Origin of the sequence: Mitsuaria chitosanitabida ATCC BAA-476 = NBRC 102408, from assembly GCF_001598255.1 — a bacterium.
In the GTDB taxonomy this organism is placed as follows: Bacteria; Pseudomonadota; Gammaproteobacteria; order Burkholderiales; family Burkholderiaceae_C; genus Roseateles; species Roseateles chitosanitabidus.
Genome location: NZ_BCYP01000016.1, coordinates 15,406 through 41,550 on the forward strand (window position 1 = coordinate 15,406; position 26,145 = coordinate 41,550).

The 26,145-nt window shown below is 70.6% G+C and carries 22 protein-coding genes; 12 read left to right on the forward strand and 10 right to left on the reverse strand.

All coding sequences use genetic code 11. From position 1 onward, the window contains the following. Window positions 1–2: 2 nt before the first annotated feature. From MCHT01_RS09430 to MCHT01_RS09440, 3 genes are read left to right on the forward strand one after another with little or no spacing between them, the layout of a single operon-like run. On the forward strand, window positions 3–1,367 hold the full coding sequence (locus MCHT01_RS09430) for a porin (protein WP_067064934.1): 1,365 nt from the start codon (window positions 3–5) through the stop codon (window positions 1,365–1,367). After that, window positions 1,367–1,918, forward strand: a complete 552-nt coding sequence (locus tag MCHT01_RS09435) for an FMN-binding protein (RefSeq protein WP_067064936.1) — start codon at window positions 1,367–1,369, stop codon at window positions 1,916–1,918. The genes MCHT01_RS09430 and MCHT01_RS09435 overlap by 1 nt, the downstream gene beginning before the upstream one ends. Next, the gene (locus MCHT01_RS09440) at window positions 1,915–2,661 is read left to right on the forward strand and encodes an FAD:protein FMN transferase (protein ID WP_067064937.1); all 747 of its coding nucleotides are present in this window, start codon (window positions 1,915–1,917) and stop codon (window positions 2,659–2,661) included. The genes MCHT01_RS09435 and MCHT01_RS09440 overlap by 4 nt, the downstream gene beginning before the upstream one ends. Here the strand turns inward: MCHT01_RS09440 and MCHT01_RS09445 are convergent. From MCHT01_RS09445 to MCHT01_RS09465, 5 genes are all read right to left on the reverse strand, one after another. Continuing rightward, window positions 2,619–3,923 carry a PepSY-associated TM helix domain-containing protein gene (locus tag MCHT01_RS09445; RefSeq protein WP_067064939.1) on the reverse strand — a complete coding sequence of 435 codons (1,305 nt, stop codon included), beginning with the start codon at window positions 3,921–3,923 and terminating at the stop codon, window positions 2,619–2,621. The genes MCHT01_RS09440 and MCHT01_RS09445 overlap by 43 nt on opposite strands. 21 nt (window positions 3,924–3,944) lie before the next feature. After that, window positions 3,945–4,733, reverse strand: a complete 789-nt coding sequence (locus tag MCHT01_RS09450) for a hypothetical protein (protein WP_067064941.1) — start codon at window positions 4,731–4,733, stop codon at window positions 3,945–3,947. A 1-nt stretch (window position 4,734) separates the two neighbouring features. Next, window positions 4,735–7,281: a TonB-dependent siderophore receptor gene (locus MCHT01_RS09455; protein ID WP_174549046.1), complete on the reverse strand. Its 2,547-nt coding sequence runs from the start codon at window positions 7,279–7,281 to the stop codon at window positions 4,735–4,737. A gap of 248 nt (window positions 7,282–7,529) precedes the next feature. Further along, entirely contained in the window at window positions 7,530–8,564 is a 1,035-nt protein-coding gene (locus MCHT01_RS09460) for a FecR domain-containing protein (protein WP_067064943.1), read from the reverse strand. Between the two features lie 79 nt (window positions 8,565–8,643). Further along, window positions 8,644–9,147 (reverse strand): sigma-70 family RNA polymerase sigma factor, encoded by a 504-nt coding sequence (locus tag MCHT01_RS09465; RefSeq protein ID WP_067064945.1) that lies wholly within the window; start codon window positions 9,145–9,147, stop codon window positions 8,644–8,646. A 352-nt stretch (window positions 9,148–9,499) separates the two neighbouring features. On the opposite strand from MCHT01_RS09465, the gene MCHT01_RS09470 reads away from it, so the two are divergent. Continuing rightward, window positions 9,500–9,946 (forward strand): organic hydroperoxide resistance protein, encoded by a 447-nt coding sequence (locus MCHT01_RS09470; RefSeq protein WP_067065147.1) that lies wholly within the window; start codon window positions 9,500–9,502, stop codon window positions 9,944–9,946. After that, window positions 9,943–10,068: a hypothetical protein gene (locus tag MCHT01_RS27710; protein ID WP_259375142.1), complete on the forward strand. Its 126-nt coding sequence runs from the start codon at window positions 9,943–9,945 to the stop codon at window positions 10,066–10,068. Before MCHT01_RS09470 ends, MCHT01_RS27710 begins: the two co-directional genes overlap by 4 nt. A 102-nt stretch (window positions 10,069–10,170) precedes the next feature. On the opposite strand, the gene MCHT01_RS09475 is transcribed toward MCHT01_RS27710, so the two are convergent. From MCHT01_RS09475 to MCHT01_RS26720, 4 genes are all read right to left on the reverse strand, one after another. Then, window positions 10,171–10,581 carry a DUF6691 family protein gene (locus tag MCHT01_RS09475; RefSeq protein WP_067064946.1) on the reverse strand — a complete coding sequence of 137 codons (411 nt, stop codon included), beginning with the start codon at window positions 10,579–10,581 and terminating at the stop codon, window positions 10,171–10,173. A gap of 5 nt (window positions 10,582–10,586) precedes the next feature. Beyond that, window positions 10,587–11,021: a YeeE/YedE family protein gene (locus MCHT01_RS09480; RefSeq protein WP_067065149.1), complete on the reverse strand. Its 435-nt coding sequence runs from the start codon at window positions 11,019–11,021 to the stop codon at window positions 10,587–10,589. A 93-nt stretch (window positions 11,022–11,114) separates the two neighbouring features. Continuing rightward, window positions 11,115–13,268 carry a hypothetical protein gene (locus MCHT01_RS09485; RefSeq protein ID WP_067064948.1) on the reverse strand — a complete coding sequence of 718 codons (2,154 nt, stop codon included), beginning with the start codon at window positions 13,266–13,268 and terminating at the stop codon, window positions 11,115–11,117. Window positions 13,269–13,404: 136 nt separating this feature from the next. After that, window positions 13,405–13,692 (reverse strand): YMGG-like glycine zipper-containing protein, encoded by a 288-nt coding sequence (locus tag MCHT01_RS26720; RefSeq protein WP_067064950.1) that lies wholly within the window; start codon window positions 13,690–13,692, stop codon window positions 13,405–13,407. A 291-nt stretch (window positions 13,693–13,983) separates the two neighbouring features. Here MCHT01_RS26720 and MCHT01_RS09495 point away from each other — a divergent pair, with 291 nt between their 5' ends. Further along, window positions 13,984–14,931 carry an MBL fold metallo-hydrolase gene (locus MCHT01_RS09495; RefSeq protein ID WP_084452283.1) on the forward strand — a complete coding sequence of 316 codons (948 nt, stop codon included), beginning with the start codon at window positions 13,984–13,986 and terminating at the stop codon, window positions 14,929–14,931. Between the two features lie 152 nt (window positions 14,932–15,083). Here MCHT01_RS09495 and MCHT01_RS09500 read toward each other — a convergent pair whose 3' ends face one another. After that, window positions 15,084–16,517 carry an MFS transporter gene (locus MCHT01_RS09500; protein ID WP_067064952.1) on the reverse strand — a complete coding sequence of 478 codons (1,434 nt, stop codon included), beginning with the start codon at window positions 16,515–16,517 and terminating at the stop codon, window positions 15,084–15,086. A 306-nt stretch (window positions 16,518–16,823) separates the two neighbouring features. Between MCHT01_RS09500 and MCHT01_RS09505 the strand changes: the two genes are divergently transcribed. From MCHT01_RS09505 to tagF, 6 genes are all read left to right on the forward strand, one after another. After that, the gene (locus MCHT01_RS09505) at window positions 16,824–18,383 is read left to right on the forward strand and encodes a methyl-accepting chemotaxis protein (RefSeq protein ID WP_067064953.1); all 1,560 of its coding nucleotides are present in this window, start codon (window positions 16,824–16,826) and stop codon (window positions 18,381–18,383) included. A gap of 149 nt (window positions 18,384–18,532) precedes the next feature. Continuing rightward, on the forward strand, window positions 18,533–19,060 hold the full coding sequence (gene tssJ / locus MCHT01_RS09510) for a type VI secretion system lipoprotein TssJ (RefSeq protein ID WP_067064955.1): 528 nt from the start codon (window positions 18,533–18,535) through the stop codon (window positions 19,058–19,060). After that, window positions 19,057–20,391 carry a type VI secretion system baseplate subunit TssK gene (tssK, locus tag MCHT01_RS09515; protein ID WP_067064957.1) on the forward strand — a complete coding sequence of 445 codons (1,335 nt, stop codon included), beginning with the start codon at window positions 19,057–19,059 and terminating at the stop codon, window positions 20,389–20,391. Before tssJ ends, tssK begins: the two co-directional genes overlap by 4 nt. Before the next feature lie 74 nt (window positions 20,392–20,465). Continuing rightward, the gene (locus MCHT01_RS09520) at window positions 20,466–21,788 is read left to right on the forward strand and encodes a DotU family type VI secretion system protein (protein WP_067064958.1); all 1,323 of its coding nucleotides are present in this window, start codon (window positions 20,466–20,468) and stop codon (window positions 21,786–21,788) included. Beyond that, entirely contained in the window at window positions 21,785–25,363 is a 3,579-nt protein-coding gene (tssM, locus tag MCHT01_RS09525; RefSeq protein WP_067064960.1) for a type VI secretion system membrane subunit TssM, read from the forward strand. The genes MCHT01_RS09520 and tssM overlap by 4 nt, the downstream gene beginning before the upstream one ends. A 22-nt stretch (window positions 25,364–25,385) precedes the next feature. Then, window positions 25,386–26,090 carry a type VI secretion system-associated protein TagF gene (gene tagF, locus MCHT01_RS09530; protein WP_067064962.1) on the forward strand — a complete coding sequence of 235 codons (705 nt, stop codon included), beginning with the start codon at window positions 25,386–25,388 and terminating at the stop codon, window positions 26,088–26,090. The last annotated feature ends 55 nt before the right edge of the window (window positions 26,091–26,145 follow it).

The window sequence follows — 26,145 nt, forward strand, 5'->3', positions numbered from 1 at the left end:
CCATGATCCGCAACGACCGCGCCTCGCATCCTTCCCGTTCCCTGCTGGCCACCGCGCTGCTCAGCGCCGGCCTGGCCCTGGCCTCCGGCTGCGCCGCCGCGCAGACCGCCACCGAGGTTGAACTGGCCCGCAAGCTGGACCGCCTCGCCGCCGAGCTGGCCGAGGTCAAGGCGCAGCTGAGCGCCCTGCAGCAACAGCGCCAGACGACGGCCGGCGCGCCGGCGCCGGCGGGCGGCACCGCCGCGACGACGTCGACGGCCCAGGCCGCGGCCCCCGTGGTCGCCGCGGCGCCGGTCCCCGCCGAGCGCGGCGGCCTGCTGGGCCCCAACACCATCCTGACCAGCTACGGCGAGATCAACCTCAACCGCCCGACCCACCGCAAGCAGGACGCGCAGGCCGACATCCGCCGCTTCGTGCTCGGCTACGAGCACCGCTTCGACGAGAAGACCAAGGTGGTGACGGAGCTCGAGGTCGAGCATGCCGTCTCCTCCGCCAGCGACCCCGGCGAGGTGGAGGTCGAGCAGGCCTACATCGAGCACCAGTTCAACGAGACCTGGTCCGCGCGCGCCGGTCTGTTCCTGATCCCGGCCGGCCTGCTGAACGAGCACCATGAGCCGACCTCCTTCTACGGCGTCGAGCGCAACTTCGTCGAGACGGCGATCATCCCCAGCACCTGGCGCGAGGGCGGCATCCAGGTCGTGGGCGCCTTCGAGAACGGCGTGACGGTGCAGGCCGGCCTCTCGACCGGCTTCAACCTGGGCAAGTGGGACGCCGCGTCGACCGAGGGCCGCGATTCGCCGCTGGGCTCGATCCATCAGGAAATGGCGCAGGCCAAGGCCGGCGACCTCGCGCTGTTCGGCGCGGTCAACTGGCGCGGCGTGCCGGGCCTGCTGGTCGGCGCGTCCGTCTTCAGCGGCCAGGCCGGCCAAGGCCAGACCGCCGTCAAGGGCCGCGTCACGCTGTGGGACCTGCATGCGCGCTGGACGCCGGGCGCCTGGGATCTGTCGACCGTCTACACGCGCGGCACGATCTCCAACACCGCCGCGCTGAACGCGACGCTGATCGGCAACCCGACCCTGATCCCGCGGGTCTTCGACGGCTTCTACGTCCAGGCGGCCTACAAGCTCTGGACCTCCGGCGACTACGCGCTGGCGCCCTTCGTGCGCTGGGAACAGTTCAACACCGCCAAGGCCTACGCCGACCTCGGTCAAGGCCTGACCCCGGACGCCACGCGCAACGAGCAGGTCTGGACCTTCGGCGCCAACTTCCAGCTCACGCCCAACGTGGTGCTGAAGGCCGACTACCAGCGCTTCCGCGAGGCCACCGACCAGAACCGCGTCAACCTGGGCCTGGGCTGGAACTTCTGATGCGGGTCGTCCTGGTCGCCTCGGCCGCGGCGGCGGCCGTCTCGCTGCCGACGGTGGCCTTCGCGGTCGAGTACCAGACCGCGGACGTCGCCGCGCGGCGGATGTTCCCCGACGCGGACGCCTTCGACGCGCGCGCGGTGACGCCGGACGCGGCGGTGCTCAGGCAACTGGACGCGCAAAACGCGCGCGGCTCGAGCCGCGAATGGACCGTGCGCGTCGCCCGGCATGGCGGCGCGCTGCTCGGCTATGTCGTCGTCGATCGCACCATCGGCAAGGCCGAGGCCATCGACTTCGCCGTGGCGCTGACGCCCGACGGCACGGTCAAGGCGGTCGAGATCCTCGCCTACCGGGAAAGCTACGGGCACGAGATCCGCCTGCCGTCGTGGCGGAAGCAGTTCGTCGGAAAGACGGCCGCGGCGCCGATGCGGATCGGCGACGACATCGCCAACATCAGCGGCGCGACGCTCAGCTGCACCCATGTGACCGAGGCCATCCGGCGCATCGTCGCGATGGTCACCCTGATGCGGCGCGCGGAGGCGCTGCCGACGTGAGCCCGCCCGCCTGGTCGCGCCGCGCGCAGCCGCTGCTGGGCACGCTGGTCGAGGTCGGGGTCCCGTTCGCGCTCGACGCCAAGGCCGACGCGGCCTTCGACCGGATCCGCGAGGTCGAGGCGGCGTTGTCGCGCTTCCGCGCCGACAGCGACATCGGCCGATTCAACGCCTTGCCCGCCGGCGCCTCGCTGGCCATCGGCGAGGACGCGCGATGCGTGCTCGCGGCGGCGGCCTCGCTGCGCGAGGCGACCGACGGACGCTTCGACATCAGCATCGGCACGGGCGTCCACGATTGGGCGCTCGACGGCATCACGCTGCGCAAGCTCGCCGAGGGCGTCCGGCTGGACCTCGGCGGCATCGGCAAGGGCCACGCGGTGGATATGGCGATCGAGGCGATGATCGCGGCCGGCGTCGCGTCCTGCTGGGTGAACGCGGGGGGCGATCTCCGTGTCCATGGGGAGCTCGCGCTGCCCGTCCATCGGCGCGACGAGGCCACCGGCGGCGCCGAGCCCTTCGCGCTGCTGAGCGATGGCGCGATGACCACCAGCCACCTCGGCGATTGGCAAGTGACCGTCGCGGCGCCGCGATGCCTGTGGGCCGATGCGCTCACCAAGGTCGTCGCGTTCAGCGGCGATGTCGAGCACCCGCTGCTCGCCACGCACGGCGCGAGCGCCTGGCGGCGGCCGATGGCCGCGCGGTCTCAGGCGGACGCCGAGGCCGAGGACAGCGACGCCTCGCGCTGACGGCGCTTGAGCGCGGTCTGGCGCGCGAGCTTGCGGCGACCCAGGTAGAGCCACCAGCCGGTGATGGTGAACGCCGGCAGCATCAGCGCCGCGATCATCATCACGACGCGCCCCGGCAGACCGAAATAGGTCCCCATGTGCAGCGGATAGATGGCCGCCAGCGCGCGGCCGCCCAAAGGTTTTTCGGCGAATCGCTCGTCCTGCGTGAGCGCCCCGTCCTGCTTCAGCGTGGTCTTGTTGCGGGCGCGTTCATGCGGCGCGTCGGAGTCCAGCCAGGTGACGACGACCGCGGCCTTGGGGGTCGCGGGCACGCGCACGCTGGCTTCGGTCCAACCGGCGGTCGCGAGCGCCCGGCCCGACCCGTCGATGCGCGCGACGCTCTCGAAGGTCCGCCACGCGGCATCCAGGCGAGGCGAAGGGGACGATTCGGTGGCGGGCGCGCCATCCGCCTCGCCGTTGCCTGACTTGCCGGCACCCTCGCCGGCCGCGGCGCCCGCGTCGGACTTCCTCGCGTGCTTCGGCTTCGCGTCCCTTCCGTCCTTGGCGTCCTTGGCGCCGGCCATCGCCACGCGCGGCGCGCGGGGCTTGCCGAGCCAGGCGCTCACCGGATCGCGCACCGCGTCGAAAGACCAGTAGATGCCGGTGGCGGTCAGCACCAGGTACAGCGGCAGGCAGGCGGTGCCGACGACCAGATGCAGCCGGCGCCACATCGCGCGGCCTTCCAGCTTGGGGTCGACATGCCACCACTGGCGCCAGTCCGTCAGCTGGCGCGGCCAGCGCAGGTAGAGGCCCGTCAGGGCCAGCAGCATCAGGCCGATGGCCAGCGTGCCGGCGACCACGCGACCAGGTTCTCGCGGCAGCAGCAGCCAGCGGTGCAGCGCTTCAGTGGTCTCGAAGAAGTCGGCGCCGCGGAGCTCGGGGAGCGTGGCACCGGTGTAGGGGTCGAGGTAGAGGGTCTCGCCCCGGCGCTCGCCCGCCTTGGCGGCGAGGATCACGCGGGCCGCGCGGCCGGGTTCGGCATAGAGGGCGAGCGTGGTGGGCTTCTCATGGGGATGGGCCGTCGCGAGCGCATCCAGCAGACCGTCCGGGGTCAGCGGGGAATGGGCGCGTGGCGCGACCTGGCGACCGCCGGGGTTCAGCGCGTCGAGCAGTTCCTCGCGGAAGGACAGCACCGCGCCGCTCAGGCCGATCAACAGCAGCAGGCTGCCGGCCGTGATGCCGATCAGCCAATGGGCTTGTGTCCAGAATCGTTTCGCGGTCATCGCGGTGTCCTCGCCTTCATGTCATCTCTGACCCGCCGCCCACTCGATCGCCGCATCGAACAGCGTCCGGCCGGCCGGCGAGAGGTTGGTGAAGGTCTCGTTGTCGAGGAAGACCATCACCCGTCGCGCGGGCGCGAGCGATTCGTAGTCCATGGTCGCGCCCCGCTCGTAGCCGAAGACCGCCGCCTTGGACGGCTCGCCGTAGACCGTCGCGATCACGCTCGCGCCGGGGCCCGGTCGGCCCCAGCCGATGCCCGCCTGCTTCACGTAGACGTTCGCGATCCCCGCCGGCAGGCCGCCCGCCATCGGATGCGGCGCGTTGACGATCCACAGGAAGCGCTCCTTGACCTCGGCGCCGAAGTCCACGTCATGCTTCTTGCCCGTCATCGCGAGGTCGTCCAGGAAGTCGTTCTCCCAGGTCAGCAGCGGCACCGGCAGCTGACGCCACGCCGGGTTCAGATCCTTGCTCGACACCGTCGACGAGATCACCACCAGCGCCGCCGACCGTGCTGTCGCGGGATCGACCCGCTGGTCCTCGACACGCACCGTGAAGCCGCGTTCGCGCAGGTGCGCCGCGACGGCGTCGTCGACCGACTGATTCGGTCCACCGCGCTGGATCACCAGCACCAGCTCCGGACCTGCGCCCGTGGCCGCGGACGAGCTCCCGGCGCCGGCCCTTGCCTCGCGGGCGACTTCCCCAGCCTGGCCATCGCCCCGGATGGGGCTCGCGGCCCCGGCCGGGGCCGCCATCGACAGGCAGCCGGCGCCCAGCACGCCGGCCACGATTCGGAACAGACCTCGCCGCCTCATCTCAGAAGTCCATGGTCGCCATCAGCGACACCTGACGGGCGTCGCCCATCGACACGTTGTAGGTGTTGACGCTGGACGTGTAGTAGTTGCGGTCGAACAGGTTCTTGACGTTGAGCTGCAGCTTCAGCGGCCGGCCGACGGCCCGCGTCTCGTAGGTCGCGAACGCGTCGGCCACGCTGTAGGCGGGCAGCTCGAAGCTGTTGGCCGAGTCCCCCGGCCGCTTGCCGATGTAGCGTCCGCCGCCGCCGATGCGCAGCTTGCCCGGGCCCACCTGGCCGAAGTCATGCACCACCGACAGCGAGGCGGTCTGGCGCGCCACGTTCCACAGCCGCAGGCCGGCGTAGAGCGGGTCCTCGGTGGTCTTGGCGTCGACATAGGCGAAGGCCGCGATGCCCTCCCAGCCGCGCGCGATCTGTCCGGCGAGGTCGAACTCCAGCCCGCGCGAGCGCGCCGCGCCGGCCGTGCGCCAGTCCGTCTGCTTCGTCGCGTCGTTGTACTGCGAGACCAGCACGTTGCGCTTCTTGATGTCGAAGAGCGCGACCGTGCCGGTCACGCGGCCCGGCAGGTCCAGCTTGGCGCCGACCTCGACCGACTTGCCCTGCTCGGGATGGACCGAGGCGTCGATCACCATGCCCGAGGCCAGCGGCGCGATCGTCGATTGCGGCTTCAGCGAGGTCGAGTAGCTCCCGTAGACCGAGAACACGTCGTTCACCGCATAGACCAGGCCCACGCGCGGCAGCCACTTGTCGCCGCGGGTGTCGGTGTTCGCCTTGAACGGCCGGCCGCGGCCCGCCTCCTGCGTCCAGTGCTGGTAGCGCAGGCCGCCGACCAGGGTCCAGTGATCGTCCAGCCGCAGCGCGTCCTGGAAGAACACCGACTGGTTGTGCAGCTTGTCGGTCTGGTCGCTGTCGCTGGCCGAGATCGTCTGCGACGGCAGCTCCGTCCCGTAGACCGGGTTCAGGTAGCTGAAGGTGGTCTTCACCGCCTGGCGCAACAGATCGCGGCGATAGATCAGCCGGTACTCGGCGTCCGCGCCGAACTGCAGCTCATGCGTCAGCGCGCCGGTGCGGACCTTGCCGTCGACATAGGCCGTCGCGTAGTTGTCGGTGCTCAGCGCGCCCCAGGTGCCGTCGTTGCTGCGGGTCAGCGTGCCGGTCCTGGTGTTGACGCCGTTCACGCGCAGCTGGTTGGCGTCATAGGTCTCGCGGTTGACGCTGGCGTTCACGTGCGCCGCCCAACCACCGCCCAGCTGATGGTCCACCGACAGCTGGCCCAGCCAGGACTGGCCGTCCATCTGGTTGAAGGGCTCGTCCAGGCGCTGGGTCTTGGGGACCGGCAGCGGCTGCTTGGTCGCCGGATCGAGCGCGGTGCCGCGGTCGAAGGGCGTCAGGTAGTTGCGGTACTCGACCCAGAGGACCGCCTGGGTGTCGCGGCCGTACCAGGCGACCGAGGGCGCGACCAGGGTCTCGCGATGGGTGCCGAAGTTGCGCCAGTAGTCCTCGTTGATCTGGTCGACGACCAAGCGATAGGCAAGACCTGTCCCCGCGTCGGCGGGATCGGCGGCGCCGATGCGGCCGGTGGTGTCCAGCGTCTCGCCGATGCCGGTCTTGCCGCCGGCGTAGCCGGAGCCCAGGACGGACACCGTGGTGCGGGCGGTCAGGCGCGGCTTCTTGCTGACGATGTTGATGACGCCGCCCGGATCCATGATCCCGTAGAGCAGCGAGGACGGGCCCTTGAGCACTTCCACGCTCTCGGCGGCGGCGTTCATGCCCCGGCCCTGCACCAGCGGCATGCCGTTGTGCATCACCGAGCCGTCGCGATTGCCGCCGAAGCCGCGCTTCATGATGGTGTCCTGCGTGCTCGCGAGCGTATTGCCCTGCGTGATGCCGCTGACGTTGTAGAGCGCGTCGTCGAGGTTGCGCGGGCGCTGGTCGCGGATGACCTGGGCGGAGACCACGTTCACCACCTGCGGGATGTCCAGCATGGAGGCCGTCGTGCGCAGCGTCGACGCGTCGGGCGTGGGCTGGTAGCGGCGATCGGCCTCTTCCGGCGCCGGCGCGGCGCGGGCGACCACGCGCACCGGCGGCAACGTGATGTCGGCCTCGCGCGCGGGCGTCGAGCCGGCGGCCGCGGTCGACGCGGTGCTCCCCTGCCGGCGCAGCGTGTAGACGCCGTCGGCGCTGGCCACGGCGACCAGGCCGGAGCCCGAGAGCAGCGCGGCGAATCCGCTCGCGACCGTGTGGGCGCCTTGCAGGCCGCCGGTGCCGAGGTCGCGCGTGAGCGCGGGATCGAAGGACAGCGCGACGCCCGAGGCGGCGGCGAAGCGCGCCAGCGCGACCGACAGCGGGCCGGCGGCGATGCGGTAGTCGCGCTGGGCGGTGGCCGAGGGCGCGGCGGCGGTCGGCGCGGCCGCGCCTTGGGCACGGACCTCCGGCGCCATCGCGGCGCCGGCGAGCAGCAGCACGGCCAGGCCGACCGGAGTCAGGCGGGCGGCGGAGTCAAACGGGAACGGCAGGGAAGACGGCAGGGAGGACGACGTCGGCGTCATGGAGATTCCTTGGGCGGCCGATCGGACGGGAGGTCCATGAGGGGGTCGGCGCGCGGGGCGTTGATCGGCTTGGCTTTCGGCTGCTGGAAAGAAGGCCGGACGAGCCGCGAAAACATGAAAGGCCCCGTGAGAAAAACAGTGGCGGGATCGGCCACAGGCATCGGCCGATGCCTCGGCTGCAGGAACGGTTCGAGGAACGATGGAGATCGGGGTCGGTCCGGCCGTGGCGGTGGGGATCGGGACTTGGCTCAGCCGGAACGCGCCTTGACGGTGGTCCAGAAGCCGCCCCAGCGATCGACGCGCACCGGCAGCGCGGCGCTCAGCGCCGTGAGCGCCTGGTCGACGTCCCGCACCGGGAAGGCGCCGGACACGCGCAACCCGGCCACGGCCGGGTCGCAGCGCAGCCGGCCACGCCGGTAGCGCGACAGCTCGGCGATCACCTCGTCCAGCCGGGCGTTGTCGACGATCAGGCTGCCCTCGACCCAGGCGTCGGCCGCCGCCGCCAGCGGCCGCACCGGTTCCAGACCGAGCGCGCCGATGGCGACCTGCTCATGGGCGTCGATGCGTTCGAGCATGCCGCCCCGGGTGCGCGCCTCCACCGCGCCGGACAGCACGGCGACGCTCACCCGGTCCTCCTCGGCCCGCACCAGGAAGCTGGTGCCGAGCGCCCTCACCCGCGCCAGCCGCGTCGCCACGACCAGCGGTCGCGGATCGTGGGCGCCCGCGGCCCCACGCGCGTGCGCCGTCTCGACATGGACCTCGCCCTCATGGAGCCGGATCGCTCGCATGGCCGTGTCGAAGCGGACGTCGACGGCGCTCGCGGTATTGAGCGTCAGCACCGAGCCATCGGGCAGCTCGACGCGTCGCTGCTCGCCGACGCCGGTGCGCAGGTCCGCCAGCAGCCCGGCGCTCCAGCCCCCGAGCTCGTCGCGCAGAGGATCCCAGCCCATCGCGCGTCCGCCCGCGTACAAGCCGTAGCCCAGCGACACCGTGCCGCCGAGGCCCGCGAGCGATCGCAGGACGGTGCGTCGTCGGGGCGCGGCGCGGCGCAGGGTCGACGCGGCCAGCGCGCCCGGCACCTCGCCCGGCGGCCCCGCCGACAGATCCCCGATCGCGCGACTGACCCCGTCGATGCGCGACCACGCCTGCTCGTGCGCGGGATCGGCGGCCCGCCAGGCCTGCCAGTCGGCGCGCTCGCGGTCGGTGGCGCTGCCCGAGGACAGCCGCACGAACCAGTCGATGGCCTCGCGCTTCGCGCGCGGATCGAGTTCCGCGGTCGTCATCGACACAGCGTCCTCTTGCCCAAACCGGCCAGGAAGGCCCCGCCCGTCATGCACATCGCGGCCGGCACCTGATCCGTCCTCAAGCGACCAGCGCGAGGCAATGCCCCATCGCCCGCGCCATGTAGTTGGCGACGGTGCGCTCGGTCACCCGCAGGCGTTCGGCGATCTCGCGATAGCTTTGGCCCTCCAGTTGCGACAGCAGGAAGGCCTCGCGCACCGCGGCCGGCAGGCCGTCCAGCATCGCGTCCACGGCCTGCAGCGTCTGCAGCAACTCGGCGCGGCGCTCCGGCGAGGGATGGTGGTGTTCGGGAATGGTGGCCAGCGCGTCCAGGAAGGCGCGCTCGACATCGCGCCGGCGGTAGAGATCGATCACCAGCCCGCGCGCGATCGTCGCCAGATAGGCCTTGGGCTCGGCCCAGGTCGCGGTCTCGCGCCGGGCGAGCAGGCGCTCGAAGGTGTCGTGGGCCAGGTCGGCCGCCTCGTTCGCGCACCCCAGGCGCTGGCGCAGCCACGATTGCAGCCAGCCGTGATGCTCGCGGTACAGGCTGCCGACGTGGCGCTGCAGGGTGAGGTCGGCGGACATGGGCGGTCGGGCTGGGCGGCTGAATGCGCTGTGGCGGTCGCGGGGAGAAAGTCGTCGGCACGCCGCGCCACGGCGGCGTCCCGTGGCGCATTCTAGATGCGAATGCTTCGCAACTAGCCGACCAACCCGACGAGGCGCCGGGGCGCGCGCGAATGGCGGATCGAGTGCCGCATTCCGGTGCACGGCGGACGTCACGGCCCCGGGGCAAGGCCGCTTTGTATGCCTCTGTGTCCGGCGCCCGCGCCGACACGCCGGGCTTCAAAACGGCGGGCGCGGTCAAACATCGGGGATACATCGGCGCTCTGAAATACGGTTCACGCAGCCGATGGCGCTGCATCACTGGAGCCACCCCATGTCCTCGACGTCCACCACCCCTTCCCACCACACCGCGGTCCAGACCCTGTACACCGCCCAGACCCGCACGACTGGCGGCCGTGACGGCCGCGGCCAGTCGGGCGACGGCCAGCTCGACGTCCAGTTGAGCCCGCCGGGATCCAGCCGCCCGGGCACCAACCCGGAACAGCTGTTCGCGGTCGGCTGGTCGGCCTGCTTCATGGGCGCGATGGGCCTGGCCGGCCAGGCGCTCGGGATGAAGCTGCCGGCCGACACGCACGTGGACGCCGAGGTCAGCCTGCGCCGCTCGGAGGCCGACGGGTACTTCCTGGCCGCGACGCTCAAGGTGGCCCTGCCCGGCCTGCCCCGCGACACCGGTCATGCGCTGATCCAGCGCGCCCACGAGACCTGCCCCTACTCGAAGATGACGCGTGGCAACATCGACGTCACGCTGGAGCTGGTGTGACGATCCGGCGGCTGCTGTTCGCGCTGGTCTTCCTGTTCGGCGGCGCGGCCCACGAGCTGCGCCAGCCGCTGCAGTGCGACCTGGCGGTGTCGCGCGTCGACACGACGCGGCGCCGCCGATGACCGCCGCCTGAGGCGGAACACGCGGGATCGGGGCGCGCGCCTCGGTCCCGCTTCCGTCGATGGCTGGACGCCGGCCGTCGAGGCGCTATCGGGGTCAGGCGGCTACTTCTTCTGGAACATCGCGTGCAGCGCCATCCCGGCCAGCATCGCGATCACGAAGACGATGGCCTTCGCGCTGCCCATGCCCAGCGCGACCAGGGCCGGTCCTGGGCAGAAGCCCGCCAGACCCCACCCGATGCCGAACATCAGCCCGCCCAGGACCAGCTTGCGGTCGACCGGGCCGGCGCCTGGAAGTTGCATGGGCAGCCCGAGCAGCGACTGGCGGCGCCGCTTCGCCACCGCGAAGCCGATCACGCCGACAGCGATCGCGCCGGCCATCACGAAGGCCAGCGAGGGATCCCACGCGCCGGCCAGGTCCAGGAAGCCCAGCACCTTGGCCGGATCGGCCATGCCGGAAACGATCAGGCCGATCCCGAAGACCAGGCCCGCGAGCAGCGACATCAGGATTTGCATGGCGATCACGCTCCGACCAGATGGCGCGCAACGAAGACCGTCGCGAAGCCGGCGCCCATGAAGCACAGCGTCGCCACCAGCGAGCGCACCGAGAAGCGCGACAGGCCGCAGACACCGTGGCCGCTGGTGCAACCCGAGCCGAGGCGCGTGCCGACGCCGACCAGCAGGCCGGCGGCGATCAACAGCCCCCAGGACGCCTCGATGCGCGGCGCGGCCGGCGGCGCGACCCGCCCGTAGACCCAGGGCGAGAGCACCAGACCCAGCACGAAGGCCACGCGCCAGGCACGGTCGCCGCCCGCGGCGCGCAGCAGGCCGCCGAGCACGCCGCTGATGCCGGCGATGCGGCCGTTGAAGAGGGCGAAGCTGACGGCCGCCAGGCCGATCAGCGCGCCGCCGACCAGGGCCGGCCAAGGGGTGAAGGCGTTCCAGTCCAGGGACATCGTCAGATCCAGGGAGGCGCGGGGCTCGCGCACGGGGCGAAGGGGCGCATTCTCCGCCATATCACCAGGAAACAACGCGATGCGTCGCCGCGCTCATTTCTTGGATTGTTTGAGGTCCTTGATGATCTGCGCGACTCCGTCCTCGTTGACGTAGTCCTGGGCCCTCTCGATGTACACGTCAATCATCACCTCGCCAGCCTCCGCGTTGTCATCTGCATTCATCAGGGGCTGCTTCAACTTTCGTTTCGCCGCTGAATGAATTCGCGCCGCGATCGTCGGGCCCAGCGCCTCCTTCAATTCCTTCCTCGCCTTTGCAATCCTCGGATCCACCGGCTGCTGCGGAATATTTATAGGCTCGTTCGGATGCGTCATTCGCCACTGCGTGGAAAGATTCGGGAGCGGATTGTCTTTGATTGCTCCTTTCTTCATATCGACGACCTGGGGCGTCTTGGTATTGCTCATTGGGCTCATCGGGATGCTCGGCTTCATTGGCGAAGCACCCACCTGCCCTTCCGAGTTTTGCTCAATGAATGCCATGAAATTCTTCAGCGTATCGCGATGCTCGGCGAGTTGTTCGAGTACGTGATCGTAGGATTCGGAGAGCGGATGCCCATCAACCATCAGAGCTTCCTTGGCATCCTCGCTGGTCTTGTAGACATCCTCCGTGAAGCTCTCCACATTCGCAGTCAGTCGCAGATGCACGCCGATCGCCTCGACGATGGCATTCGCCGGGTTTGATCGGCGGTTGATCTTCTCATCCCGTATTTCATGCATCAACGACTGCTTCGTAGTCATCCACTTGTTCTTGTATTTCCTCTGAAACGTACCGGTGTGCCCAGACACTTGATCCACCAAATCGTGCGCCCAGATGATCATCTCGGTCGAGAGCCTGATCTGCTGCTGGGCATCCATCCAATCGAATTCCTCTCCACGGAAGGTCGCCACTGGCACGGTACCCTCCGGGGCACGATAGGACCGTTCCAGGTAACGCATCGTCTCGGACGTCTTGAACAACTCGTCCAGCCCGGTGCCTGACGCCGCCCCCTCGGCTTTTCGCGCCGCCACACGCACGTATCCGTGGATGAGCTCCTTGACGGTGTCTGATTTGCAGGATGCGGCGATCAATTGATCCAGTTTCAGCTTCGAAGCGGCGTGATCATCGCTCTTTGTGTCGCGCGCGGCCTTGAGAAGACCTCGGGCCTTGGCATAGAAGTCCTTGGTACTGAGTCCTTTCCATTCTTTGATCACCGCGGATTCTTCAAACACCGTCTCTGGCACAGAGGACTCGGGTTTGAATGATCCTTTGAGGCTGATGTCGGGACGTAGTGATTTCTTGGGAGTCGCCGAATGCTCGGACATCGAATCGGGCGTATCCACTTCCTCGCACTTCTGCTCCTGTTTCACCGACCCGGTAGGGATGGAGGGCGTGGCCGAGTCGTTGACGATATTGATCGAAGGAAGCGGCGAGGATTGAGGCACATAGGATGACGACGATGACGTCGACGCAGTCTGCGGCGACTGCGAAACCTCGACCCCGGTCTCATCGTCATCTTCGATGACGTAGGGCTTCCCCATCAGATCGTTCGGATCCAGGCGTTCCGAACGCAGCGTGTCGACGTTTCTCCAGATCCATTCCTTCGTCAGGCCCTTCTTGTTCCACGCCTTTTCAACACCACGGATGACGCCCTCCACGATCTTCAGCCAAGGATTCAAGAGGCCTATCACGCGGTATTGATTTCCCCTGACCTGCAACTGCGCTCGCCTGGCGCCGAATGCCTCGACCGCCGACCCCAATTGCCGAGGCGACGCGGGCTGCAGGCCCGGCACCTGGAGCCGGCCCCCGTCGACCTGGGCGGCACCCGATCGCAGGGCCTCGGCCAGCGGCGGTGGTCCCGATCGCGACACGCGTTGAAGCTGCGCTGCCAGCGGCATCACGGTGGTTGAGGACAGGTCCATCTGCCTCGCCGGCATCCTCACCTCGTCCGCGCGCAGTTTGCCGCCGAGCGTCCGGGAGGCGATGTCGGCGTCAGCGGGGCTCGCGGTCCCCGGTTCAATGGAGGCCGCTCCGACCAGACCGTCGATCTTTCGCCGTTGCGCGGCGACTCGCGCACCGCCCAGGAGACCATCGATCTTTCTGCGCTGGGCGGCCAGTCGAGGACTGCCGTCGTCCCCGACGCCCGTGACGAGCGGGAGGCTCTCCCCTTCAGCCTGCGCGGCGGGGGCATGGTGCGCGGGCCGTTGCGGCAAGGCCGTCCTGTCTGGTCTGGTCACTGCCGAACCTCTCACGAGTCGCGGACGGGACCAAGAATATCGAGCGTCCCTCGGCAGGGATATCAGCAGATTGCTGATCGGACAGGCGGTGACCGGCTCAGACAAAGCATCGTCAGCGAACCGCCCGGCGGTTTCCGTTCTCATCGACCCAATAGCGCCCGCCATTGCCGTCCGAATAGACCTCGCGCTCCTTGCCGTCGACCATCAAGCGTCCGATGACGGCACCCGCGACCGCGCCGACCACCGCGCCCGTCACGGCACTGCCGCCCGCCACGGCACCGACCACCGCACCGCCCACGGCACCCACGCCCGCATGCTTCACGTCGCTGCTCGCGCAACCGACCGACATCGCGGCACAGACACCGACTAGCACCACGTTCCTGATCAAGGTGTTGCCCATGATGATCTCCTGGTTTGTTGATATCGAAGCTTCCGGCTTCCCGCGCCTGGTTCTCGTCCGACGACGTCGATACCCTGGGCCGCGTTGGGACCGGCTGCTGCTCGATGGGCAAGCCCCGTGCCACACACCATCGATCAGGTGGTCAACCCTGGGACATCGAAGCCGTCATCTTCAGAGGAGAACCCGATGAAACGGGGCCTCCCGGGCTTTGCTGAGATGCCGAATCAGCAGTTACATTCTTCGCCCATCGAGACCCTGATCGCCGTCCAGCCCCGCCGGCGGCGCCCCCGCATGAACGCCCCCCTCGTTCCCCACGCCAGCGACAGCGCGATCGGCGCCGCCCAGCCCACGAGCACCGCCGACGGCCGTCTGTCCATCTCGCCCTTCTTCGACCCGCGGACCGGCACCATCACCTACGTCGTCGCCGACATGGTGGAGCGTCAGGCCGCGCTCATCGACCCGGTGCTGGACTTCGACATGAAGTCGGGCCGCACCTCGACCGCGCAGGCCGAGCGCGTGCTTGCGCATCTGGCAGCGCACGAGTTGCAGGTGCAGTGGATCCTGGAGACCCATGCCCACGCGGACCACCTCTCCTCGGCGCATTGGCTGCAGGAGCGGGTCGGCGGCCGCATCGGCATCGGCGAGCACATCACGCAGGTCCAGGCCGTGTTCCGCAAGCTCTACCACCTGGAGCGCGGCTTCCTGCCCGACGGGCGGCAGTTCGATCACCTGTTCAAGGACGACGAGGTCTTCCGGATCGGCGGCCTGGAGATGCGGGCGCTGCTGGTGCCGGGCCACACGCCGGCCGACATCGCCTTCGAGATCGGCGACGCGATCTTCATCGGTGACACCCTGTTCATGCCGGACGTCGGCACCGCGCGTTGCGACTTCCCGGGCGGCGACGCGGCCACGCTGTACCGCTCGATCCGGCGCCTGCTCGATCGGCCGCCCGCCACCCGGCTGTTCATGTGCCACGACTACCCGCCCGATGGCCGCGAACCCGCCTGGGAAACCACGGTCGCCGAGCAGCGCGCCCGCAACCTCCACGTCCATGATGGCGTCGACGAGGCCGCCTTCGTCGAGCTGCGCACCCGGCGCGACGCGACGCTGGACGTGCCGGTGCTCATCCTGCCGGCCATCCAGGTCAACATCCGCGCGGGGCAGCTGCCGCCGCCCGAGGACGACGGCGTCAGCTACCTGAAGATCCCGCTGAACGTCATCGGCCAGCGCAAGGGCTGATCGCCGCGCGAGACGCCGGGACCCTCGCGGAGAACCGGCGCCGGGCGCCGGGCGCCGGGCGTCGGACGGCGCCCGAGCCTGGGGCGGCGCCTGAGCGTGGGGCGGCGCCTGAGCGTGGGGCGGCGCCTGAGCGTGGGGCGACGCGTCGGGCCCTAGTGGCTCGAGGCCGCGGTCCCCGGCGCGTCTCGATCCACCGGGACCGGGAACGGCGCCAGCCAGGCCAGCACGATGGGCGGCACCGAGAACAGCAGCACCAGCCCGAAGAAGCTCGCGTAGTGCTGGCCCACCGCCGCGTAGACCCAGCCGCTGACGCTGCCGGTGGCCCACTTGGTCAAGGCCATCACGCCGGTGGCCATCGCGTAGTGCGTCATCTTGAAGGGCCCCGGCGCGAGCTGCTGCATCATGTACAGCATGTGGCCGATGGAGCCCATGCCGAAGCCGAACTTCTCCACCGCGACGACCGCCCCGATCAGCCACAGGTTGTCGGGCATCGCGTGGCTGAGGTAGTAGTAGGTCAGGTGCGGCAGGTTGAGCGCGATCGCCAGCAGCAGGAAGGAGCGCTTGAGCGTCATCCGCGCCGCGATGAAGCCGCCCAGGAAGGCGCCCGCGATGAAGGCCACCGTGCCCGCGCTCCCGTAGATGTGACCCAGCGCCGCGTTGTCCAAGCCCAGCCCGCCCACGCTGCGCGGATCGAGCAGGAACAGCGGCCCGAACTTCTCGATGAAGCCCTCGCCGAAGCGGTAGAAGAAGATCACCGCCAGCATCATCCAGACCGAGGGCTTCTGGAACAGCGTCACCCAGGACTCGCGCAGCGAGACCAGCGCGCTGCGCAGGTCCTGCCCCTGCACCGCCGCCGGCGCGCCGGGGGGCAGCACCCGCAGGTGCCACAGGCCGAAGGCGCCCATCATCCCGGCCGCGCCCAGCATCACCGCCATCCAGCAGTGCACCCAGTCCCAGTGCAGCGAGACATGCATCCAGCCCGTCAGCGACACCAGCAGGCCCGAGGCCACCACCGCGCCCAGGTTCCAGCACATGCCCTGCAGCCCCGCGTAGCGGGCCTGCTCCGGCGGGGACATGGTGGTCATGTAGACGCCATCGGCCACGATATCCTGCGTCGCCGAGGCGAAGCCCGTGATCCAGAAGAAGGCCAGCGAGGCGCGGAAGAAGCCGTCCAGCGGCAGCACGAAGGCCACCGCGCCCAGCGAGGCCATCATCAGGAACTGCATCGTGATGACCCACCAGCGCTTGGTCTTGTAGGGCTCCAGCAGCGGGGACCACAGCGGCTTGAGCACCCACGGCAGGTACATCTGCGAGGTGTAGAGCGCGATGTCCTCGTTGGACACGCCCAGGTTCTTGTAGAGGATGGCCGCCACCGCCCCGATCAGCACGTTGGGCAGACCCATCGCCAGGTACAGCGACGGCACCCAGGTCAGCGGGTGGCGGCGCGGCGACCCTCCGGCGCCCTCGCCCGCGCTCACGCCGGACGACGCGGCCCCCGGCGTCCGGGGACTCGGATCGTCGGCCCGCGCGGCGGCCGCGGACGGCCCCGCGCCCTTCCCGGCGGGCCGGGACAGATCTGCGCTCATCGGTTTGTCTCCTCTTTGGCGCGGGAGCATAAGCGACGCTGACAACGTTGTCATTCGGGTTATCCGGGGCTGCGGAACGCACGGTTCCCGCCTGTGACGCGGATCGCGTCGCAAGCCGGCGCCTGTCGGCGAGCCGCCCGACGGTGCCCGCCCCAGCTTGCCGCGGTGCAGCAACGTGCGACCGAGTCGCGTGAAGCACTCCTCGTTACCGCTACCACAGCCATGTTGCTTCGCAGACAGGACAGGTTTCTGAAGGTTCAGGCGCGCATCCTGCTCACACCTCCCTCCACAACCCGAAGAAGCGCCATGGTCCTCCTCCGCAACTTCCGCATCGGCAAGCGCCTGGCGCTCGCCTTCGCCGCCGTGCTGGCCCTGCTCTGCTTCATCGCCGGGTTCGGCGCGATGCAGATGGCCCACATCAACGACAACGTCCAGGATCTCAACGGGAACTGGCTGCCCAGCGTGACCAAGCTGGGCGAGATGCAGGACGCCGCCAACAAGGCGCGCCGCTTCTCGTTGCGGGCCGTGATCGAGCTGGACGACGCCAGCCGCGGCACTTCGCTGCAGGCGCGTGAAGCCGCGCTGCGCGACTTCGACAAGGCGGCCAAGGAGTACGAGCCCACCATCACCGGCGACAAGGAACGGGGCCTCTACAGCACCATCCGCGACACCTGGAAGCGCTACCTGGAGGCCGACGCCGAGGTGGTGCGCGCCGCCTCGGCCGGCGAGGCCCAGCACGACGCGGCCCGCAAGGTCGCCACGGGCAACACCTCCAAGCTGTTCACCGAGCTGTCCGACGCGATCGACAAGGACGTCCTGTTCAACCGCGAAGGGGGCGACCAGGCCGCGCGCGACGCCGCCGCGTCCTACGGCCGCGGGCTGCGCATCAGCCTGATCGTCGTGGCGATCGCGCTGGCCATCGGCATCTCGCTGGCCTGGCAGGTGACGCGCTCGATCACCACCCCGATCGCCGAGGCCGTGAAGGCCAGCGAGGAAGTCGCCGGCGGCAACCTGACGCTGCGCATCCAGGCCACCGAGCGCGACGAGCCCGCCGATCTGCTGCGCGCCATGTCGCGCATGGTCGACCAGCTGGGCAGCCTGGTCGGCCAGGTCCGCGACAGCAGCGAGAGCATCGCCACCGGCTCCAAGGAGATCGCCCAGGGCAACGCCGACCTGAGCCAGCGCACCGAGAGCCAGGCCAGCAGCCTGCAGCAGACCGCCGCCTCGATGGAGGAACTGACCAGCTCGGTGGCGCAGAACGCCGCCTCCGCGACCCAGGCCAGCCGCGTCGCGGCCGAGGCCTCCAGCGCCGCCGGCGAAGGCGGCCAGGCGGTGGGCGCGCTGGTCGACACCATGCAGGGCATCAGCGACGCCTCGCGCCGCATCGCCGACATCATCGGCACCATCGACGGCATCGCCTTCCAGACCAACATCCTCGCCCTGAACGCCGCCGTCGAGGCGGCCCGGGCCGGCGAGCAGGGCCGCGGCTTCGCGGTCGTGGCCTCCGAGGTGCGCGCCCTGGCGCAGCGCTCGGCCGGCGCGGCCAAGGAGATCAAGGCGCTGATCGACACCAGCACCCAGCGCGTGGACACCGGCGCCGCCCAGGCGCAGAGCGCCGGCGAGGTGATGCGCCGCGTCGTGGACCAGGTCGGTCACGTGGACGCGCTGATCCGCGAGATCTCGGCCGCCACGCAGGAACAGAACGGCGGCATCCAGCAGGTCGGCACCGCCGTCACCCAGCTGGACCAGGTCACCCAGCAGAACGCCGCGCTGGTCGAGGAAAGCGCCGCCGCGGCCGAGAGCCTGAACGGCCAGGCCCAGAACCTGGCGCGGCTGGTCAGCCAGTTCCGCCTGCGCTCGGCCTGATCCCGCGGCCCGCACAGTCGTCAGTCGAGGGTTGATCCGGCAAGCCCGAAGACCCTCACCCCCACCCTCTCCCGCCCCCGATTACCTAAGTCACCATCCCGCGCCGCCCCCCCTGGCTATCCTTTCCCCCGTCTAGAAGGGATCGTCAGATGAAGCCGCGCCACGCACTCCAGGGAACCACCAAGGCCGCCGTCGCGGTCTGCGCAACGCTCGCCGTGCTGGCGCTGGGCGGCTGCTCGGGCATGTCGTCGGTGACGTCGATGTTCTCCAGCTCGCCCAAGCCGACCGTGGTCAACGGGACCATCTCCGCCGCGGCGCAGCTCAACCCCAGCGTCACCAACCGGCCGTCGCCGCTGCTGGTGCGCGTGTACGAGCTCAAGTCCACCAACGCCTTCAACGCTGCGGACTTCATCAGCCTCTACCAGCGCGACCAGGCCGAGCTGGGCACCGAGCTGGTGGCCCGCGAGGAGATGACGCTGCAACCCGGCGAGTCCCGCGCGATCAGCAAGAAGACGCTGTCCCCGGACACCCGCTTCATCGCCGTCTTCGGCGCCTACCGCGACCTGGAGCACGCGCGCTGGCGCGCCGTGGTCCCCGTGCAGCCGGGCAAGCAGCAGAACGTGGTCATCACCGCCGACGAGCTGGCGGTGAGCGCATCGGCGACGGTCAAGCCGTGAGCTGGCACAGCAAGGTCGTCTGGACGCAGGGCATGTTCCTGCTGCCCCACCATTTCCAGCAGGAAACCCGCTACCTCGAGCACCTGGTCGACGCCCGCGCCCGCGCGCTGGCGCCGCACGGCTGGGGCTTCACCGAACTGGTCCTGGACGAGGCGCTGCTGAGCGTCGGTCGCCTGGGCATCGTGCGCGCCGCCGGCGTCCTGCCCGACGGCACCCCCTTCCAGATCCCGCAGGCCGACGCCGCGATGGCGCCGCTGGACGTGCCGGTCGATCTCAAGGGCGACCTCATCGTGCTGGCCGCCCCGATCGCGCGCCCGGGCACCGACCAGGTCGCCTTCAACGGCCACGACACCACCGAGCTGCACCGCTATCACGTGATCGACCAGGACCTGCGCGACCAGACCAGCGCCGGCGACGAGCCCGAGCCTGTCCAGACCGGCGCGCTGACGCTGCGCCTGCTGCCAGCGCGCGAGCTCAACGACGCCTACGCGGCGCTGGGCGTGGCCCGCGTGGCCGAGCGCCGCGCCGACCAGCAACTGGTGCTGGACCGCAGCTACATCCCGCCGCAGCTGCGCATCGACGCCAGCGGCCACCTGTCGGCCATGGCCTCGCTGCTGCACGGCCTGCTGCGCCAGCGCGCGCAACTGCTGGCCTCGCGCATGGGCCAGCTGGGCAACGGCGTGTCCGAGCTGGCCGACTTCCTGATGCTGCAGGCGCTCAACCGCGCCGATCCGCTGTTCCGCCAGCACGCGGCCTCGCCGCACGCGCACCCGGAGCTGCTGCACCGCGACTGCCTGCAGCTCGCCGGTGACCTGGCGACCTTCGTCAGCGACACCCGCCTGGCGACGGAGTACCCGCTCTACCGCCACGACGACCTGCGCGGCTCCTTCGCGCCGCTGCTCGAGGAGTTGCGCCGCATGTTGTCGGTGGTGCTGGAGCGCAACGCGCTGCAGATCGACCTGACCGAGCGCACCCACGGCGTGCGCACCGCGGTGGTCCCGGATGGCGAGCTGCTGCGCAGCGCCAGCTTCGTCATCGCGGTCAACGCGCAGGTCTCGGCCGAGCAGCTGCGCCAGCGTTTCCCGGCGCAGTCCAAGCTGGGCCCGGTGGATCGCATCCGCGACCTGGTCAACCTGCAGCTGCCCGGCATCGGCATGCGCGCCCTGCCCGTGGCGCCGCGCCAGCTGCCCTTCCACGCCGGCTTCCACTACTTCGAGCTGGACCGTGGCGGCGAGCTGTGGAAACAGCTCGAGCGCAACGGCAGCCTGGCGCTGCACGTGGCCGGCGACTTCCCCGGCCTGGAGCTGGAGCTGTGGGCGATCCGGCAGTAGCCGGCGCCCGCCCCCCTCCGGCCGGCCCGCGCGCCCGCCACCACGATTCACGACAGTAACCTCCGGGAGCCGGCATGGACCCCTCCGCGCTCAACGATCCGTTCGCAGGCTTCGACGATCAGCGCACCTTCATCAAGCCCCGTCCGGGCGGCGCGCAGGCGCCGCGCGGCAGTGCCCCGGCCGAGGCGCCCGCCCCGGCCGACGCCGGCGCGCCCGCGCCCGGCCTGAACCCGCTGCTCTCGCTGGCCAATCCGCTGCTGCTGCTGGTGCCGCAGCTGCGCGCGACCCGCCGCGTCGACGATGTGGCCGCGCTGCGCAACAACCTGGCGCAGGGCATCCGCGACTTCGCCAGTCGCGCCGCCGCCGCCGGCATCCCGCCCGAGCGCGTGATGGCGACCCGCTACGTGCTCTGCACCATGATCGACGAGGCCGCCGCCGACACCCCCTGGGGCGGCTCCGGCGTCTGGGCGCGGCACAGCCTGCTGTCCATGTTCCACAACGAGACCTGGGGCGGCGAGAAGGTCTTCCAGCTGATGGCCCGCCTGGCCGAGAAGCCCGACGCCAACCGCGATCTGCTGGAGCTGATCTACGCCGCGCTGACGCTGGGCTTCGCCGGCCGCTACCGCGTGATCGACAACGGCCATGCGCAGCTGGAGGCCGTGCGCGACCGCCTCGCGCAGATCCTCAAGCAGCAGCGTGGCGACTATCCCGCCGCGCTCGCGCAGCACTGGCAGGTCGAGGCCACGGCCACGCGGCGCCACATCGGCTGGCTGCCGCTGGCGGCCATCGCCGCGCTGACCACGCTGATCCTGGTGGGCGTGTACCTGACGCTGACGCTGTCGCTGGCGGAGCGCTCCGATCCGGTCTTCGGCCAGATCCAGTCGCTGCGCCTGTCGCCGCCGGTCGTGGCGCCCCCGCCACCACCCGCCAAGCCGCGGCTGGCGCAGTTCCTGCAGTCCGACATCAAGGCCGGCCTGGTCGCCGTGCGCGACGAGATCGACCGCAGCGTGGTCACCATCCGTGGCGACGGGCTGTTCGCGCCAGCGAGCGCGACGGTGGTGCCGGAGCGGGATGCGCTGATGACGCGCATCGCCGACGCGCTGGCGCAGGTGCAAGGCACGGTGCTGGTGACCGGCCACAGCGACAACACGCCGATCCGCACGGCGCGCTTCCCGTCCAACTGGCATCTGTCCGAGGAACGCGCGCACACCGTGCGCGAGCTGCTGATCGCGCACCGCGTCGCCGCCGAGCGCATCCGCGCCGAGGGCCGCGCCGACGCCGAGCCGGTCGCCCCGAACGACACGCCCGCCAATCGCGCGCTGAACCGGCGCGTGGAAATCAGTCTGATGATCAACGGCCGGGCCCCCGAGGCGCCGGCGCGCGGAGCCTCGCGATGAAACGCGTCCTGGGATGGATCTTCAACCGCTGGGTGCTGCTGGCGGTGCTGCTGCTGGCCGTGTCGCTGGTGATCTGGATCATCGGCCCGCTGGTGGCCATCGGCGAGGCGCGTCCGCTGGAGTCGACCGGCGCGCGCTGGATCACGATCCTGGTGCTGTGGGCGGTGGTGGCGGCGATGATCGCCTGGAACCGCTGGCGCGCCCGGCGCGGCAACACCGCGGTCGTGAACCAGCTGCTGCAGCAGCCGGGCGAGACGCCCGAACGCGACAGTCCCGACATGCTGGCCGTGCGCGAGCGCTTCCGCCAGGCGTTGCAGACGCTGCAGCGCTCGCGCTTCGGCGCCGAGGGCTCGTCCGGCTTCGGCGCGCGGATGCGATCGCGCTTCGGCGGCCGCTACCTCTATGAACTGCCCTGGTACCTGATCATCGGCGCGCCGGGCTCGGGCAAGACCACGGCGCTGCGCCACAGCGGCCTGAACTTCCCGCTGGCCGAGCAGATGGGCGACCACGCCATCCGCGGCGTCGGCGGCACGCGCCACTGCGACTGGTGGTTCACCGACCGCGCCGTGCTGATCGACACCGCCGGCCGCTTCACCACGCAGGACAGCGATCCCGACAACGACAAGGCGACCTGGAGCGGTTTCCTGCAGATGCTCAAGCGCTCTCGCCCGCGCCAGCCGATCAACGGCGCGCTGGTGACCGTGTCCGTGACCGACCTGCTGGCCCGCAGCCCGGCCGAGCGCGCCCAGCACGCCGCCACCGTGCGCGCCCGCGTGCAGGAGCTGCAGAAGGACCTGGACATCCGCTTCCCGCTCTACCTGCTGGTGACGAAGGCGGACTTGCTGTCGGGCTTCATGGATTACTTCGCGACGCTGGACAAGGACCAGCGCGCCGCGCCCTGGGGCTTCACCTTCCCGCGCAACGGCGCCGCGCCGCTGGCCGGTTTCAGCGCCGAGTTCGACGCGCTGGAGCAGCGCCTGCAGGACGGTCTGATCGACCGTCTGCAGGCCGAGCGCGACCCGCAGCGCCGCGCCCGCATCTATGGCTTCCCCGCCCAGTTCGCGAGCCTGAAGGCTTTGCTGGCCGAGTTCGCCGAGGGCGTGTTCGCGCCCTCCCCCTACGAGGCGCAGCCGCCGCTGCGCGGCGTGTACTTCGTCAGCGGCACGCAGGAAGGCACGCCGATCGACCGGGTGCTGGGCTCGGTGGCGCGCGGCTATCAGCTCGAGCACGCGGTGCTGGCGCCCAACCAGGCCAGCGGCCGCAGCTACTTCCTGAACCGGCTGCTGGGCGAGGTCGTCTTCGCCGAGGCCGGCCTGGGCGGCACCAACCGCGCCTGGGAGCGCCGCCGCAACGCGCTGGCGCTGACGGGCTACGCGCTGGTCGGGTTGGCCGGCATCGGCCTGCTGACCGGCTGGACGGTGAGCTACTTCAAGAACCGCGCGTATCTGGAGGAGGTCTCGGCCCGCGCCGACAAGGTGCGCGAGCTGCTCCAGGCCACGCCCAATCGCGCGACCGCCGACCTGCTGCCCATCCTGCCCGCGCTGGAAGCCACGCGCGCGCTGGCGGCCGTCGATCAGGACGTGCCGTGGACCATGCGCATGGGGCTCTTCCAGGGGAAGAAGCTGGACAGCGCGGCCCGGGCCTCGTACCAGCGCATGCTGGGCGACGCGGTGCTGCCCCGCCTGGTGCTGCGCATCGAGGAGCAGCTGCGCCAGGGCGCGGCCACGCCGGTCACGCTGTACGAGGCGCTGAAGGCCTACGTGATGCTGCACGACCCGCAGCACTTCGACGCCCAGGCCCTGAAGCAGCACATCGAGGGCGACTGGGAGACCACGCGCCGCGAGCTCACGCCCGATCAGCGGGCGCAACTGGGCGCCCATCTGGACGCGCTGCTGTCGCAGGGCGGCATCGCCTCGCCGCTGCCGGAGGACGCCTCGCTGCTGACCTCCGTCCGCACGCAACTCGCGACGCAGCCGCTGCCGCAGCGCATCTACAACCGCCTGCGGGCGCAGGGCCTGGGCACCGAGTACCCGGACTTCACCGTCGCGCGGGCCGGCGGCCACAACGCGCCGCTGCTCTTCACGCGCGTCAACGGGGCGCCGCTGACGCAGGGCGTGCCGGGCTTCTTCACGCGGGACGCCTACCTGCGCGGCTTCCAGCCGCGGGTGGGTCAGGTCACCGACGAGCTCGCCTCCGAGGAGCCCTGGGTGCTGGGCGTGGCCGCCGCGCCCAAGGACCCGGCCGCGATGGTGCGGGCCAACGCGCCGCTGGTGGACGACGTGCGCCGGCTCTACCTGAACGACTACGCCTCGGCCTGGGAATCCTTCCTCAACAGCGTCAAGCTGCTGCCGATGAGCACGGTGCCGCAGTCGGTGGAGCGCTCGCGCATGCTGTCCGCGCCGGACAGCCCGCTGGGCCCCTTCCTGCGCGCCGCCTCGCGCGAGACCACGCTGGCCCAGCCGGGCAATGCGATGGAGAACGCCGAGCGTCGCGCCGCCGACCTGGTGCAGCAGACGCGCGAGCGCGTCGCGGGCATGTTCTCGGGCAAGCCCGGCCAGCCGGGCAGCCAGCCCGACCCCAACGCGCCGCGCATCGAGAGCATCGTCGACGAGCGCTTCGTGGGCCTGCGCAGCATGGTCACCGCGCCGGCGGGCGGCGGCAAGTCGCCGCTGGACGACACGGTGGGCCTGATCGCCGAGGCCAACATCATGCTGACCGCGGCCGATTCCGCGCTCAAGGGCGGCAGCGCGCCGCCGCCGTCGCCGGTGCCCACGCGTCTGAAGGCCGCGGCCGCGATGAGCCCCGAGCCGCTGCGCACCATGCTCGACGACCTGGGCAGCAGCAGTGCCCGCGTGTCGCAGGGCGCGATGCGCCAGAACCTGGGCATGGAGGTGCGCTCGCAGGTGGGCGAGTTCTGCAACCAGGCGGTGGCCGGGCGCTATCCGCTGGACCGCAACTCCTCGCGCGACGCGACGCAGGCGGACTTCGCGATGCTGTTCGGACCGGGCGGCAAGATCGACCAGCTGTTCCAGTCCAAGCTCGCGCCCTACGTCGACACCACGACACGGCCTTGGAAGTTCCGCGCCGTGGAGGGCACGCCGCTGGGTCTGGACAGCGGCTCGCTGCCGCAGTTCCAGCGCGCGCAGGCGATCAAGGAGACCTTCTTCCCGGGCAGCAACACGCCCTCGCTGCGGCTGGATTTCAAGCCGGTGGAGATGGACACGACCATCCAGCAGTTCATCCTGGACGTGGACGGCCAGATCGTGCGCTACAGCCACGGCCCGCAGATCCCGACCTCGGTGCAATGGCCCGGTCCGCGCGGCAGTTCGCAGGTGCGGGTGCAGCTGAGTCCGGCCAGCACCAGCGGCACCTCGGGCATGGTCAACGACGGGCCGTGGGCGCTGTTCCGGCTCTTCGACCGGGTCAAGATCGACAAGACCGCCGCGCCCGAGCGCTTCAAGGTCACCTTCGAGATCGAGGGCCGCAAGGCGGTCTTCGAGGTCACCGCCAGCAGCGTGCGCAACCCCTTCCGGCTGTCGGAGCTCAACGAGTTCCGCTGCCCGAGCGGGCTGTGACGATCGCCAGGAGAGCCCCCCGATGAGCGCCTTGCCCGACGCCCAGAGTCTTCACGCCGAAGCCGTGCCCGGCTGGTACGGCAAGCTGCCCGCGCTGGGCGATTTCGCGCAGCGCCGGATGCCGGCGCACTGGGTGCGGCACTGCGACGCCTGGCTGTCGGGCGTGATGCAGGAGCTCCCGGCGGTGCTGGGGCCGCGCTGGCTGGACGCCTACCTGACCGCGCCGGTGCTGCGCTTCGCGTGGGCGCCGGGGGTGGTGGACATGAAGTGGTGGTTCGGCGTGCTGATGCCGAGCTGCGACAACGTCGGCCGCTACTTCCCGCTGGTCATCGCGCAGGCGCGCGCGCAGCCGCCGATCGACCGCGCGGGGCTGGATCACCTGGACCGCTGGTACACGGTGCTGGCCAACGCGGCGATGCGGACGCTGGAGGATGCGGCGACGGTGGAGGCGCTGGAGCACACGCTGGCCTCGGCGCCGCACTGGCCGGCGAGTCATGCGGGGACACTGCCGGCGCCCGATGGCGGACCGTGGGAACGCTACACCGCGCCGGCGGGGTTGCTGACGGCGGCGATGCCGATGCTCGCCGCCGGGGAGCTGATGGAGCGGATGGCGGGCTGCACGGTGTGGTCACCGAATCCGGAACCAGGGGCGCAGGTGCATCTGCGATGGGGGCCGGGGCTGCCGCCGATCCAGGGGTTCGCGGAGATGCTGGCGCGGAAGGACTGAGCCCGAAGACCCTCACCCCAGCCCTCTCCCGCAAGCGGGCGAGGGGGCCGCGAGG

What these genes read in the sequence shown, in the direction of transcription:
- tssM (WP_067064960.1), top strand. Translation starts at nt 21,785, where the DNA reads ATGAAACGCGTCCTGGGATGGATCTTCAACCGCTGGGTGCTGCTGGCG.
- MCHT01_RS09435 (WP_067064936.1), top strand. Translation starts at nt 1,367, where the DNA reads ATGCGGGTCGTCCTGGTCGCCTCGGCCGCGGCGGCGGCCGTCTCGCTG.
- MCHT01_RS09470 (WP_067065147.1), top strand. Translation starts at nt 9,500, where the DNA reads ATGTCCTCGACGTCCACCACCCCTTCCCACCACACCGCGGTCCAGACC.
- MCHT01_RS09495 (WP_084452283.1), top strand. Translation starts at nt 13,984, where the DNA reads ATGAACGCCCCCCTCGTTCCCCACGCCAGCGACAGCGCGATCGGCGCC.
- tssJ (WP_067064955.1), top strand. Translation starts at nt 18,533, where the DNA reads ATGAAGCCGCGCCACGCACTCCAGGGAACCACCAAGGCCGCCGTCGCG.
- MCHT01_RS26720 (WP_067064950.1), bottom strand. Translation starts at nt 13,692, where the DNA reads ATGGGCAACACCTTGATCAGGAACGTGGTGCTAGTCGGTGTCTGTGCC.
- MCHT01_RS09430 (WP_067064934.1), top strand. Translation starts at nt 3, where the DNA reads ATGATCCGCAACGACCGCGCCTCGCATCCTTCCCGTTCCCTGCTGGCC.
- tagF (WP_067064962.1), top strand. Translation starts at nt 25,386, where the DNA reads ATGAGCGCCTTGCCCGACGCCCAGAGTCTTCACGCCGAAGCCGTGCCC.
- MCHT01_RS09445 (WP_067064939.1), bottom strand. Translation starts at nt 3,923, where the DNA reads ATGACCGCGAAACGATTCTGGACACAAGCCCATTGGCTGATCGGCATC.
- MCHT01_RS09460 (WP_067064943.1), bottom strand. Translation starts at nt 8,564, where the DNA reads ATGACGACCGCGGAACTCGATCCGCGCGCGAAGCGCGAGGCCATCGAC.
- MCHT01_RS09475 (WP_067064946.1), bottom strand. Translation starts at nt 10,581, where the DNA reads ATGCAAATCCTGATGTCGCTGCTCGCGGGCCTGGTCTTCGGGATCGGC.
- MCHT01_RS09520 (WP_067064958.1), top strand. Translation starts at nt 20,466, where the DNA reads ATGGACCCCTCCGCGCTCAACGATCCGTTCGCAGGCTTCGACGATCAG.
- MCHT01_RS09455 (WP_174549046.1), bottom strand. Translation starts at nt 7,281, where the DNA reads ATGACGCCGACGTCGTCCTCCCTGCCGTCTTCCCTGCCGTTCCCGTTT.
- MCHT01_RS09505 (WP_067064953.1), top strand. Translation starts at nt 16,824, where the DNA reads ATGGTCCTCCTCCGCAACTTCCGCATCGGCAAGCGCCTGGCGCTCGCC.
- MCHT01_RS09450 (WP_067064941.1), bottom strand. Translation starts at nt 4,733, where the DNA reads ATGAGGCGGCGAGGTCTGTTCCGAATCGTGGCCGGCGTGCTGGGCGCC.
- MCHT01_RS09480 (WP_067065149.1), bottom strand. Translation starts at nt 11,021, where the DNA reads ATGTCCCTGGACTGGAACGCCTTCACCCCTTGGCCGGCCCTGGTCGGC.
- MCHT01_RS09465 (WP_067064945.1), bottom strand. Translation starts at nt 9,147, where the DNA reads ATGTCCGCCGACCTCACCCTGCAGCGCCACGTCGGCAGCCTGTACCGC.
- MCHT01_RS09500 (WP_067064952.1), bottom strand. Translation starts at nt 16,517, where the DNA reads ATGAGCGCAGATCTGTCCCGGCCCGCCGGGAAGGGCGCGGGGCCGTCC.